Source organism: Streptomyces sp. SID10853, assembly GCF_010548145.1.
Classification (GTDB): domain Bacteria; phylum Actinomycetota; class Actinomycetes; order Streptomycetales; family Streptomycetaceae; genus Streptomyces.
In genome coordinates this window covers 1-12,408 of the sequence record NZ_JAAGLN010000071.1, presented here as the reverse complement: position 1 = coordinate 12,408, position 12,408 = coordinate 1, and the positions used below count along the sequence as shown (strand labels likewise).

The following is a 12,408-nucleotide window of genomic DNA, read 5'->3' as shown; positions in this document are numbered from 1 at the left end:
GCGAGCCTCCCTGAGCAAAGCCTGCAGAGCCTGAGAAATCTGGTGCGGAACCGGTCCTGCGATCGTCACGGCAGGGCCTTGCGGGCCGTGGCGAAACGGGGCCGGTTGTTCAGGTCGGGGTGGTCGGCCGCGTCGGCCCAGCCCCGCTCCTCGGTGAAGATCCACGGGACCTGGCCGCCCTGGGTGTCGGCGTGCTCGATGACGACGACGCCGCCGGGCACGAGGAGACGGTGGGCGGTGCGCTCGATACCGCGGATCGTGTCGAGGCCGTCCTCGCCGGAGAAGAGGGCCATCTCCGGGTCGTGGTCACGGGCCTCGGGTGCGACGTACTCCCACTCGGTGAGCGGGATGTACGGCGGGTTGGAGATGACCAGGTCGACCTGGCCGTCGAGTTCGGGCAGAGCGCTCAGGGCGTCGCCCTGGTGGACGGTGACCCTGGACCCTTCGGCGTTCTTCCGGGTCCAGTGCAGCGCGTCGTCGGACAGCTCCACGGCGTGCACCCGGGAGCGCGGCACTTCCTGGGCCATGGCCAGCGCGATGGCGCCGGACCCGGTGCAGAGGTCCACGATCAGCGGCTCGACGACGTCCATCGCGCGTACGGCGTCTATGGCCCAGCCGACGACCGACTCGGTCTCCGGCCTGGGCACGAACACCCCGGGGCCGACCTGGAGTTCCAGATAGCGGAAGAAGGCGCGCCCGGTGATGTGCTGGAGCGGTTCACGTGCCTCGCGGCGGGCGATGGTCTCCCAGTAGCGGGCGTCGAAGTCCGCGTCCTTGACGTTGTGGAGCTCGCCCCGCTTGACACCGTGCACAAAGGCGGCGAGCTCCTCCGCGTCGAAGCGCGGGGAGGGCACGCCGGCGTCGGCCAGCCGCTGGGTGGCCTGGGCCACCTCGGCAAGCAGCAGGTTCATGCGGTTCTCCAGTACGGGCGGCTACTACTGGGCGGCGGCGAGCTTGGCCGCGGAGTCCGCGTCCACACACGCCTGGATCACTGCGTCCAGGTCGCCGTCGAGCACCTGGTCCAAGTTGTACGCCTTGAAGCCGACGCGGTGGTCGGAGATCCGGTTTTCCGGGAAGTTGTACGTCCGGATCTTCTCGGACCTGTCGACGGTACGCACCTGGCTGCGGCGCACATCGGACGCTTCCTGCTCGGCGGCCTCCTGGGCGGCGGCGAGCAGCCGGGAACGCAGGATGCGCATCGCCTGCTCCTTGTTCTGGAGCTGGCTCTTCTCGTTCTGGCAGGAGGCGACGACACCGGTCGGCAGGTGGGTGATGCGGACCGCGGAGTCGGTGGTGTTGACCGACTGCCCGCCGGGGCCCGACGAGCGGTAGACGTCGATCCGCAGGTCATTGGAGTGGATCTCGACGTCGACCTCCTCGGCCTCGGGCGTGACGAGCACACCGGCCGCCGAGGTGTGGATACGGCCCTGGGACTCGGTGGAGGGCACGCGCTGCACCCGGTGCACACCGCCCTCGTACTTCAGCCGCGCCCAGACGCCGTGGCCCGGCTCGGTCGCACCGTTGCCGCCCTTGGTCTTCACCGCGACCTGGACGTCCTTGTAGCCGCCCAGTTCGGACTCGGTGGCGTCGATGATCTCGGTCTTCCAGCCGACGCGCTCGGCGTAGCGCAGATACATCCGCAGCAGGTCGCCCGCGAACAGCGCGGACTCGTCACCGCCCGCGCCCGCCTTGACTTCGAGGAGCACGTCCTTGTCGTCGCTGGGGTCGCGCGGCACCAGGAGCAGCCTGAGCTTCTCGGTCAGCGCTTCGAGCTGCTTGTCGAGCACCTTGACCTCGGCGGCGAAGTCCGGGTCGTCGTAGGAGAGTTCACGCGCCGTCTCGATGTCCTCGCCGGTCTGCTTCCAGGAACGGTACGTGGAGACGATCGGGGTCAGCTCGGCGTAGCGCTTGTTGAGCCTGCGCGCGTTGGCCTGGTCGGCGTGGACCGACGGGTCGGCGAGCTGTTCCTCGAGGGTGGCGTGCTCGCCGATCAGTTCCTCGACCGCCTCGAACATCGGGGTTTTCCTGCTTTCGTACGTCAAGAAGGGAGCTTCCGGGACGGCAAAAGCGCCGGTCCGGGCGCTCCGGTGAGGAGCGTCCGGGGACCGGCGCAGTAGCTCGCTACTTGGCGGCGGAGTCCGCGGCCTTCTTGCCGAAGCGGGCCTCGAAGCGGGCCACACGGCCACCGGTGTCGAGGATCTTCTGCTTGCCCGTGTAGAACGGGTGGCACTCGGAGCAGACCTCGGCACGGATGGTGCCTTCGGCGAGGGTGCTGAAGGTGGTGAACGAGGCACCGCAGGTGCAGCTGACCTGGGTCTCGTGGTACTCGGGGTGGATGTCGCGCTTCAAGGTGTCTCCTAGTTCCGGGAGGGCGCCGGGTCGTGCGGACGGAATTGTCCGTACGTGAACCGGGGCCAGCGGACCAGTCTGCCAGGAGTGGCCCGCCCGTCAAAATTTCGGACAGTCGGTGAACCGGTGGTGGACGGGATCTATTCCGCCGGCCGCCCCGTGCCGGGCCGCTGCCGCCCCGTGATGGGCCGCTGCCGCCCTGCGCCGGGCCGCTGCCCGCCGGTCACGAGCTCGTCACGACCTTGCCCGCCGAGCCCTTGTCGCCGGCGGAGCCCTTGGTGGCGGAGGCCGGAATGGGCCTGTCCTGCTTGAGCGCCGACCACACCTGCTGGGACTCGGCCTGCAGCGGGATGACCCGGTTGAGGTCCGTGGGGTCGTACTCGACCGGCATCGTCACCATCTTCGTGGAGCCGGCGCCGATGCCCTTGAGGCTGTCGGCGAAGGACGCCAGGCTCTTCACCGAGTTGATGTCGGAGTCGGTGGTGACGGTCTTCGTCGCGGTGTCGGCGAGGCTGTAGAGCTTCTTCGGGCTGGTGAAGACACCCACGTGCTTCACCTGGCTGATAAGCGCCTTGATGAATGCCTGCTGGAGCTGTATTCGCCCGAGGTCACTTCCGTCACCGACGCCGTGCCTGGTGCGTACGAGACCGAGCGCGTCCTGCCCGTTGAGGGTGTGGGAGCCGGCCTTCAGATGCAGATGGCTCTTGTCGTCGTTGATCGCCTTGCTGGTGGTGACCGGAACGCCGCCCAGGTCGTCGATGAGCTTCTGGAAGCCGGCGAAGTCGACCTCCAGATAGTGATCCATCCGGATCCCGGACATCTTCTCCACGGTCTTCACCGCGCAGGCCGGGCCGCCGCTCTCGTACGCCGTGTTGAACATGGCGTGCTGGGCTCCGGGGGCGTCCGCGCCCTTGGACGTGGTGCAGTCGGGGCGGTCGACGAGGGTGTCACGCGGTATCGAGACCACGCTGGCCTTCTTGTGGCCCTTGTACACGTGGACGACCATCGCGGTGTCCGAGCGTGCGCCGCCCTCGTCCTTGCCGTACTTGGAGTTGGCGCCGGCCCGTGAGTCGGAGCCGAGCACCAGGATGTCCATCGAACCGTTGTCGACGTTGTGCGGACGGTCGGTGCCGAGCTGGGCGTTGATGTTGACGCTCTTGAGGTTTCCGTCGAGCTTGAAGTAGAGGAAGCCGAGGCCGCCGCCGCCGAGCACGACCACTCCGGCGGCCACCCATGCCGTGATCACCAGCGCCCTCCGGCGCGTGGTGGCCTTTCGGCGGCGTTTGCCGCTGCCCCGTATTCGGCTGCCCTTCTGCGGCTCGCCCATGTCCCCTCCAGCTTTCTCGGTGGTCCCGCTACCCCCTGCCCCGAAGTTCAGGCGCGGTCTGTCGCCCCCTGTGAGACGACGTTTCTCGCGAAAGCGTTGCACAACGCGCTGTGACCCCGGAGCGGCCCCTACGTCACGGACGGTAGCCGGGCGTAATCCGTAAAAGCGGCCCCGACCAGGGGTTTTCCCCTCTGTGCGGCGGGCTGTTCGCAGTCGGTTCCCGAGGTGTGCTGTGGCGAAGATCTCTGCGGCCCCGGAAGCGGTGCGGCGGCCGGGTGCGCGGCACGTGAGCGGGGTGTGGAGGCAGTGCGTGAAGGTGCCGGCGGACGGATGGCCGCCGGCCGGCCCGCGACACACGACTGGCCCGCCGCGTCACTTCCGTGACAGGGCGGGCCAGTTGACGTTCCGTGACGGAAGGTCAGTCGTTGCCGTTGCCGGACGCAGGTGTCGTCTTGGCGATCTGCATCAGGAACTCGGCGTTCGACTTGGTCTTCTTCATCTTGTCCAGCAGCAGCTCGATCGCCTGCTGCGAGTCGAGCGCGTGGAGCACCCGGCGCAGCTTCCAGACGATGGCGAGCTCCTCCGCGTTGAGGAGGATCTCTTCCTTACGCGTACCGGACGGGTCGACGTCCACCGCGGGGAAGATGCGCTTGTCGGCGAGCTTCCGGTCGAGCTTGAGCTCCATGTTGCCGGTGCCCTTGAACTCCTCGAAGATCACCTCGTCCATGCGCGAGCCGGTCTCCACCAGCGCGGTGGCGAGGATGGTCAGCGAGCCGCCGTCCTCGATGTTCCGCGCGGCACCGAAGAAGCGCTTCGGCGGGTAGAGGGCGGTCGAGTCGACACCACCGGAGAGGATGCGCCCGGAGGCCGGGGCCGCCAGGTTGTACGCACGGCCGAGGCGGGTGATCGAGTCGAGCAGCACGACCACGTCGTGACCCAGCTCGACGAGGCGCTTGGCGCGCTCGATGGCCAGCTCGGCGACCGTGGTGTGGTCCTCGGCGGGGCGGTCGAAGGTCGAGGAGATGACCTCGCCCTTCACCGACCGCTGCATGTCGGTGACCTCTTCGGGACGCTCGTCGACGAGGACGACCATCAGGTGGCACTCGGGGTTGTTGACCGTGATCGCGTTGGCGATGGCCTGCATGATCATGGTCTTGCCGGTCTTCGGCGGGGCCACGATCAGACCGCGCTGGCCCTTGCCGATCGGCGCGACCAGGTCGATGATCCGGGTCGTCAGCACACCCGGGTCGGTCTCCAGGCGGAGCCGGTCCTGCGGGTACAGCGGGGTGAGCTTCTGGAACTCGGGGCGCCCGCGGCCGGATTCGGCCGCCATGCCGTTCGCCGAGTCCAGGCGGACGAGCGCGTTGAACTTCTCGCGGCGCTCGCCGTCCTTGGGCTGGCGGACGGCTCCGGTGACGTGGTCGCCCTTGCGCAGGCCGTTCTTGCGGACCTGGGCGAGCGAGACGTACACGTCGTTGGGGCCCGGCAGGTAGCCGGAGGTCCGGATGAACGCGTAGTTGTCGAGGATGTCCAGGATGCCCGCGACGGGGATCAGGACGTCGTCGTCGGCGACCTGCGGAGCGTCACCGAACTCCTGGCGCTCACCGCGGCGGCCCCGGCGGTCACGGTAGCGGCCGCGGCGACCGCGGCGGCCGCCCTCGAAGTCGTCGTCGTTCTCGTCGGCGCGGGGCCCGTTGTTCTGGTTGCCCTGGCGCTGGGTGCGCTGGCCGCCGCCCTGCTGGTCGTCGCCCTTGCCGCCGCGGTCACGCCGGTCACGGCCACCACGGTCCTGACGGTCGCCCCGGTCACCGCGGTCGCCACGGTCCTGGCGGTCACCGCGGTCCTGACGGTCGCCGCGCTCACGGCGGTCACCGCGCTGGCCGCGGTCCTGACGGTCGCCGCGACGGCCATCGGCGGTGTCGGTGCCCGCCTCGGACTTGGCGTCCCTGGAGTCCTTCGATTCCCTGGAGTCCTTCGCGTCCTTGGCATCGGCCGGCGCCTCGGTCTTCACACCGGTGGCCACGGACTGCGGCTCTGCCTTGGCCTCGGCCTTGACGGCCTTGGTCCCGGCTGCGGACGACGCGGGCTCGGGGCTGCCTGCCTGCGCGGTGGCGCGGCGACGGCGCCGCTCACCCGCGGGCTGTTCGTCGCTGGCAGGCTGGCCCGGGATGTCGATCTGCTGCTGGGCCTGCTGCTGGGCGGCGGACTTCTCGGCCGCTGCGGCCTCGTCGCCCGTACGGGACTTGGAGGTGGCGCGGCGCTTCGGCTTGGTCTCGGCCGCGTCGGAGCCGCCCGCGTCGGCCTTGGCGCTCTTCGGCGCGGACGAACCGGCCTGCGCCTCCTTGATGACCTCGATCAACTGGCTCTTGCGCATCCGCGCAGTGCCCTTGATGCCGAGGCCGGACGCGACCTGCTGCAGCTCGGCCAGGACCATGCCGTCGAGGCCGGTGCCGGAGCGGCGGCGCCGTGCGGTGCTGCCGGTGGCAGCACCGGCGGCGGGCGCGGCCTCGACAGAGTTGTCGGCAGTCACGCCCATCAGATCGGTGGTGTCGCTCACGAAGGGTCCTTCCCTGGAGCGGGCGTCGGCCTGTCTGGCTCGGCGACCGGTTGTGCTGTCCGACTGCGGTTCTGATCTTGACTGATCGCGACCGAGGCCGGGGCGGTGGTCCGCCGGGGTACGGCGGAGGGCAAGACGTGCTTTAGGGTCCGGCAGAGGCCGGTTCCGGAGCGTGCTCGAAACTGCTCAGGCAGGCTGTCAGGCAGTTTGGGAGGCTCCCGGAAGAAAAGGCGGTCCCTGATGGGGACACTGAGCACCGCGCCGCGAAGGCGTCGAGTGCAGACTTGAGGTTAACACTACCGGGTCCAACAAATATTCCCCCTCTCGTTCACCGGCAACCGGACGCGCCCCTACGTACCCAGTGGCAGGACGCTCGTACCGGAGGCGTCGAGCGGCAGCCGGTTGGCCGCCCACCCTTCGCCGGCCAGCCGTGCGACCTTGTCGGCCGCACCGTTCTCGACCAGCGCGAGCACTGTGGGGCCCGCGCCGGAGATGACCGCGGGGACGCCGTCCGCCCGCAGCCGGTTGACCAGGGCCACGCTCTCGGGCATCGCCGGAGCACGGTATTCCTGGTGCAGTCGGTCCTCGGTGGCCGCGAGCAGCAGCTCGGGGCGCCTGGTCAGCGCCTCCACGAGCAGGGCCGCGCGGCCCGCGTTGGCGGCCGCGTCCACATGGGGGACGGACCGCGGAAGAAGGCCGCGGGCGGTCTCGGTGAGCACCGGCCGGCCGGGGACGAAGACCACCGGCACGATGGAGTCCGCCGGATCCATCCTGATGGCGCGTGCCGCCCCGCCGTCGGTCCAGGCCAGTGTGAAGCCGCCGAGCAGGCAGGCGGCGACGTTGTCGGGGTGCCCCTCGATCTCCGTGGCGAGTTCGAGCAGGGCCTCGTCGTCGAGCTTCTCCGCGCCGCCTATGGTCACGGCCCGGGCGGCGACGATACCGGCGCAGATGGCGGCGGACGAGGAGCCGAGGCCGCGGCCGTGCGGGATGCGGTTGGCACAGACGACCTCCAGGCCGCGCGGCTGTCCGCCGAGCAGGTCGAAGGCGGTGCGCAGCGACCGTACGAGGAGATGGCTCTCGTCGCGCGGGAGGGTCTCACCGCCCTCACCTGCGATGTCGACATGCAGCCCGGTGTCGGCGACCCGGACGACCACGTCGTCGTACAGCCCCAGCGACAGACCGAGGGCGTCGAAGCCCGGTCCGAGGTTGGCGCTGGTGGCAGGGGTGCGCACCCGGACGGCGGCGGCACGGAACGCGGGACCGGCCATCGCTCTGACGACTCTCCTTGTGAGACTGCGAGTCTGGTTTCGACCGCGGGATTGTTACGGGGAATTCGGCTGTGCTGTCCGGGAGAACACTCCCCCGGATCCCCTGGACCGGACAACCCCGACAGGCCGAACGGGGCCTGCGGGCCATCACAGCAGCAACACCGCGGCACATGCGGCGGGGTGGGTTGCCTACAGCTTATCGAAGGAAGGTTCTGTCGCGACATAGGGCGCACAGGAGGCGCACGATGCGTGTCGCACGCTACCCATGCGCTCCAGGTCGGACCGGGCCGCCGGACGGTCCGCCCCGCGGGTGACGCGGCGGACCGGGAGCACGGCGGGGCGCGGCAGGACGCACGGGCGGGGCACGCCCCGGGCGGCCCGGGATCAGGTCCGTGAGGACCGAACCCCGGGCGGGCCGGAAGCTACGGGCCCGAAGCTACGGGACGAGGCCCAGCCGCTCGGCGGCCACCACGGCGTCGACCGGCACGGTGACCGGCTGCGGGGCCCCCGCGACCGCCCAGTCCGGGTCCTTGAGGCCGTTGCCGGTGACCGTGCAGACGATCGTCTGGCCGGGGTCGACCTTGCCCTCGTCCGCGGCCTTCAGCAGACCGGCGACCGAAGCGGCCGACGCGGGCTCCACGAAGACGCCTTCCTGCGAGGCCAACAGCCGGTAGGCGGCGAGGATCTGACGGTCGGTGACCTCGTCGATGAAGCCGCCCGACTCCTCGCGCGCGTCGAGCGCGTACTGCCAGGAGGCCGGGTTCCCGATCCGGATCGCCGTGGCGATGGTGGACGGGTCCTTGACGATCTCGCCGCGCACGATGGGGGCGGAGCCCGATGCCTGGAAACCCCACATCCGGGGGGTACGGGAGGCCGGGCCGTCCGCCGCGTACTCCTTGTAACCCTTCCAGTACGCCGTGATGTTGCCGGCGTTGCCGACGGGCAGCACATGGATGTCGGGGGCGTCGCCGAGCGCGTCGACGATCTCGAAGGCGCCGGTCTTCTGGCCCTCGATACGGGAGGGATTGACCGAATTGACCAGCGCCACCGGGTAGTTGTCCGAGAGCGAGCGGGCCAGCGTCAGGCAGTCGTCGAAGTTGCCGTCCACCTGGAGGATCTTCGCGCCGTGCACCAGCGCCTGCCCCATCTTGCCGAGGGCGATCTTGCCCTGCGGCACCAGGACGGCGCAGACCATCCCGGCCCGTACGGCATAGGCGGCGGCCGATGCGGAGGTGTTGCCGGTCGAGGCGCAGATGACGGCCTGCGCGCCCTGCTCCTTGGCGTGGGTGATCGCCATGGTCATGCCCCGGTCCTTGAAGGACCCCGTGGGGTTGGCGCCCTCGACCTTGAGGTGCACCTCGCAGCCGGTGCGCTCGGAAAGGACCTGCGCGGGGACGAGCGGCGTACCGCCCTCACGGAGTGTCACGACGGGTGTCGTGCTCGTGACCGGGAGGCGGTCCCGGTACTCCTCGATGATGCCGCGCCACTGGTGGGTGCCCTTGGTGGTCATGGGTCCTTACTCCCCTTCAACACGCATGATGCTGGCGACACCGAGCACGGTGTCGAGCTTGCGCAGCGCCTCGACGGTCCCGGAGAGGGCCGCGTCGGGCGCGCGGTGGGTGACGACGACGAGGGATGCCTCGCCGCCTCCGCCCGTCCGTCGCCCGCCGCCACCCTGCTCGATGGCGACTTCGTCACCGCTGCTTGGATTTCGGGCCTGCTGTCGTACCGTGTCGATCGATACGCCCTGCTCGGCGAAGACCGTGGCCACCTGGGCGAGAACGCCGGGTTTGTCGGCCACGTCGAGGCTGATGTGGTAGCGCGTGACGACATCGCCCATGGGGCTCACGGGCAGCATCGTGTACGCGGACTCGCCGGGCCCGGTGGCCTCGTTGAGCCTGTTGCGGCAGACAGCCACCAGGTCGCCGAGGACCGCGGACGCGGTGGGTGAGCCGCCGGCGCCGGGGCCGTAGAACATCAGCTGACCGGCGGCCTCGGCCTCGATGAAGACCGCGTTGTACGCCTCGCGCACCGAGGCCAGCGGGTGACTGAGCGGGATCATCGCGGGGTGGACGCGGGCGGTGACGGACTTGCCGTCCGCTGCGCGCTCGCAGATGGCGAGGAGCTTGACGGTGCAGCCCATGCGCTTGGCGGAGGCGATGTCGGCCGCGGTGACCTCGGTGAGGCCCTCACGGTGGACGTCGTCGAGGCGTACCCGCGTGTGGAAGGCGATTCCGGCGAGGATCGCGGCCTTGGCCGCGGCGTCGAACCCCTCGACGTCGGCCGTGGGGTCGGCCTCGGCGTAACCGAGCGCGGTGGCCTCGTCCAGCGCCTCCGAGTAGCCGGCGCCGGTGCTGTCCATCTTGTCGAGGATGAAGTTGGTGGTGCCGTTGACGATGCCCAGGACCCGGTTCACCTTGTCGCCCGCGAGCGACTCGCGCAGCGGGCGGACGAGCGGGATGGCGCCGGCGACGGCGGCCTCGTAGTAGAGGTCCCTGTCGTGCCCGGCGGCGAGCGCGTGCAGCGCGGTGCTGTCCTTGGCGAGCAGCGCCTTGTTCGCCGAGACGACGCTCGCGCCGTGCTCGAAGGCGGTGGCGATGAGCGTACGGGCGGGCTCGATGCCGCCGATGACCTCGATCACGACGTCGATGTCGCCGCGTTTGACCAGGGCTGTCGCGTCCGTGGTGATGAGTGCGGGGTCGATTCCCTCACGGACCTTGGAGGGGCGGCGGACGGCCACGCCGGCGAGCTCGACGGGGGCACCGATCCGGGCCGCGAGGTCGTCGGCGTGCGTCGTCATGATGCGCGCCACCTCTGAGCCGACGACTCCACAGCCCAGCAGCGCCACCTTCAGCGGACGCGTACGCATCATCCGACCTCACTTCTCATACTTCTACGGTTGGACCAGTCTCACTCACCGGACGGGGGTTTCTGTCCCCCGTCCGGATTCTGAGATGACTATTTCACTAGCCGACATCGAGGCGCAGGAGATCTTCCTCCGTCTCACGCCGGACGATCACCCGGGCCTCGCCGTCCCTGACGGCGACGACGGGCGGGCGCAGCGCGTGGTTGTAGTTGCTCGCCATGGCGCGGCAGTAGGCGCCGGTGGCCGGGACCGCGAGCAGATCGCCGGGCGCGAGGTCCGCGGGCAGGAACGCGTCCTTGACCACGATGTCGCCGCTCTCGCAGTGCTTGCCGACCACCCGGGAGAGCATCGGCTCGGCCGTGGAGGTGCGGGAGACCAGGGCCACGCTGTACTCGGCGTCGTAGAGGGCGGTCCGGATGTTGTCGGACATCCCGCCGTCGACGCTGACGTAGGTGCGCAGCCCGTCCAGCGGCTTGATGGTGCCGACCTCGTACAGGGTGAAGGCGGTCGGCCCGACGATGGCGCGCCCCGGCTCGACGGAGATGCGCGGGGTGGCGAGACCGGCCGCCTCGCACTCACGGGTGACGATCTCGCCGAGCGCCTTGGCGATCTCGTGCGGCTCGCGGGGGTCGTCCTCGGAGGTGTACGCGATACCGAGGCCGCCGCCGAGGTCGATCTCGGGGAGCTCCACGCCGTGTTCGTCGCGTACCTCGGCGAGGAGCTGCACGACGCGGCGGGCGGAGACCTCGAAGCCGGCCATGTCGAAGATCTGCGAGCCGATGTGCGAGTGGATGCCGATGAGTTCGAGCCCGTCGAGCTTGAGCGCCCTGCGGACGGCTTCGGCGGCCTGCCCTCCCCCAGTCTCCGACTGGGAGGTGCCCCCAGCGAGCGCGATCCCGAACTTCTGGTCCTCGTGGGCGGTGGCGATGAACTCGTGGGTGTGCGCCTCGACGCCGACCGTCACCCGGATCTGGACCCGCTGGCGCACTCCGCGGCTCTGCGCGATGTGGGCGACCCGGACGATCTCCTGGAACGAGTCGAGCACGATACGGCCGACCCCGGCCTCGACGGCCCGCTCGATCTCGTCGGTGGACTTGTTGTTGCCGTGGAAGGCGATGCGCTCGGCGGGCATTCCCGCGGCGAGCGCGGTGGCCAGCTCGCCGCCGGAGCAGACGTCGAGGTTGAGCCCCTCCTCCTGGAGCCACGTCACGACGGCGCGCGAGAGGAACGCCTTGCCCGCGTAGAACACGTCCGCGTCCGGCCCGAAGGCATCCGCCCAGGCCCGGCACCTGGCCCGGAAGTCGGCCTCGTCGAGGAAGTAGGCGGGGGTGCCGAACTCCTCGGCCAGCCGGGTCACTTCGATGCCGCCGACGGTGACGACGCCGTCCGCGTTCCGGTCGACCGTACGCGACCAGACCTTCTCGTCCAGGGAGTTGAGGTCCTCGGCGGGGGCGGAGTAGTGGCCCTCGGTGTAGACATCGGCGTGCCGGGGCCCGGCGGGGTGTGCGGAACGGCTCATCTCTTCGCTCTTTCAGATGTGTTCGGGTGCGCTGATACCGAGCAGGGACAGGCCGCCTGCCAGCACCGTCCCGGCGGCCTCGGTGAGGGCGAGCCGGGAGCGGTGGGCGGCCGAGGGTTTCTCGTCCCCGACGGGGAGCACCGCGACATGGAACGCCAGAAAGGCATCGGCGACCACGACGAGCTGCCGCGCGATCCGGTGACCGGCAGCGGTTTCGACGGCCGCCGGGTAGTCGGCGAGGGCCGCGACCAGCGCGGCGGCCGCACGGTCCCGCTCGCAGGACGCGTCGTACGCGGTCCCGTACGCGGCGCCGAAGCCGAGATCCCGGGCGTTACGGAGCAGGGCGCGGCTGCGGGCGTGGGCGTACTGCACCCGGAACAGCGGATTGCTCTCACGCCGCACCAGCAGCTCGTCGCCCCCGCCGCCGAAGAGGGCACCCCAGCGGGCGGCGTCGCGGCCGGGACGGTCGGTGGGAGCGGGGGCGGGGGCCGGTACCGGGGCTCGGCCGGGGGTGCCGGCCGG

At 70.3% G+C, this 12,408-nt stretch carries 10 protein-coding genes; all 10 read right to left on the bottom strand.

The annotated features are described in order from the left end of the window. Nucleotides 1-65: 65 nt before the first annotated feature. A complete protein-coding gene (gene prmC, locus G3I19_RS16165; protein WP_164264306.1) occupies nucleotides 66-911 on the bottom strand; it encodes a peptide chain release factor N(5)-glutamine methyltransferase in 846 nt (281 codons plus the stop codon). A gap of 24 nt (nucleotides 912-935) precedes the next feature. Continuing rightward, complete coding sequence (prfA, locus tag G3I19_RS16160) at nucleotides 936-2,015, bottom strand: peptide chain release factor 1 (protein WP_164264326.1); 1,080 nt, start codon at nucleotides 2,013-2,015, stop codon at nucleotides 936-938. 106 nt (nucleotides 2,016-2,121) lie between these two features. Next, nucleotides 2,122-2,349, bottom strand: a complete 228-nt coding sequence (gene rpmE, locus G3I19_RS16155) for a 50S ribosomal protein L31 (protein WP_164264305.1) — start codon at nucleotides 2,347-2,349, stop codon at nucleotides 2,122-2,124. Between the two features lie 223 nt (nucleotides 2,350-2,572). Next, nucleotides 2,573-3,676, bottom strand: a complete 1,104-nt coding sequence (locus tag G3I19_RS16150) for an LCP family protein (protein WP_164264304.1) — start codon at nucleotides 3,674-3,676, stop codon at nucleotides 2,573-2,575. Between the two features lie 418 nt (nucleotides 3,677-4,094). After that, a complete protein-coding gene (rho, locus tag G3I19_RS16145; protein ID WP_343235122.1) occupies nucleotides 4,095-6,233 on the bottom strand; it encodes a transcription termination factor Rho in 2,139 nt (712 codons plus the stop codon). Between the two features lie 350 nt (nucleotides 6,234-6,583). Next, on the bottom strand, nucleotides 6,584-7,501 hold the full coding sequence (gene thrB, locus G3I19_RS16140; RefSeq protein WP_164264303.1) for a homoserine kinase: 918 nt from the start codon (nucleotides 7,499-7,501) through the stop codon (nucleotides 6,584-6,586). 436 nt (nucleotides 7,502-7,937) lie between these two features. Next, a complete protein-coding gene (gene thrC / locus G3I19_RS16135; RefSeq protein WP_164264302.1) occupies nucleotides 7,938-9,011 on the bottom strand; it encodes a threonine synthase in 1,074 nt (357 codons plus the stop codon). Between the two features lie 6 nt (nucleotides 9,012-9,017). Next, nucleotides 9,018-10,373, bottom strand: a complete 1,356-nt coding sequence (locus tag G3I19_RS16130) for a homoserine dehydrogenase (RefSeq protein ID WP_203599649.1) — start codon at nucleotides 10,371-10,373, stop codon at nucleotides 9,018-9,020. A gap of 94 nt (nucleotides 10,374-10,467) precedes the next feature. Next, nucleotides 10,468-11,886, bottom strand: a complete 1,419-nt coding sequence (gene lysA, locus G3I19_RS16125) for a diaminopimelate decarboxylase (protein WP_164264301.1) — start codon at nucleotides 11,884-11,886, stop codon at nucleotides 10,468-10,470. A gap of 12 nt (nucleotides 11,887-11,898) precedes the next feature. After that, nucleotides 11,899-12,408 (bottom strand): DALR anticodon-binding domain-containing protein (locus G3I19_RS16120; RefSeq protein WP_275402742.1); only part of this gene is annotated, 510 nt, incomplete at its 5' end.

Excerpts from the sequence above, each read along its gene's own strand:
- prmC (WP_164264306.1), bottom strand. The coding sequence starts at position 911 with ATGAACCTGCTGCTTGCCGAGGTGGCCCAGGCCACCCAGCGGCTGGCC.
- prfA (WP_164264326.1), bottom strand. The coding sequence starts at position 2,015 with ATGTTCGAGGCGGTCGAGGAACTGATCGGCGAGCACGCCACCCTCGAG.
- G3I19_RS16150 (WP_164264304.1), bottom strand. The coding sequence starts at position 3,676 with ATGGGCGAGCCGCAGAAGGGCAGCCGAATACGGGGCAGCGGCAAACGC.
- thrB (WP_164264303.1), bottom strand. The coding sequence starts at position 7,501 with ATGGCCGGTCCCGCGTTCCGTGCCGCCGCCGTCCGGGTGCGCACCCCT.
- thrC (WP_164264302.1), bottom strand. The coding sequence starts at position 9,011 with ATGACCACCAAGGGCACCCACCAGTGGCGCGGCATCATCGAGGAGTAC.
- G3I19_RS16130 (WP_203599649.1), bottom strand. The coding sequence starts at position 10,373 with ATGATGCGTACGCGTCCGCTGAAGGTGGCGCTGCTGGGCTGTGGAGTC.
- lysA (WP_164264301.1), bottom strand. The coding sequence starts at position 11,886 with ATGAGCCGTTCCGCACACCCCGCCGGGCCCCGGCACGCCGATGTCTAC.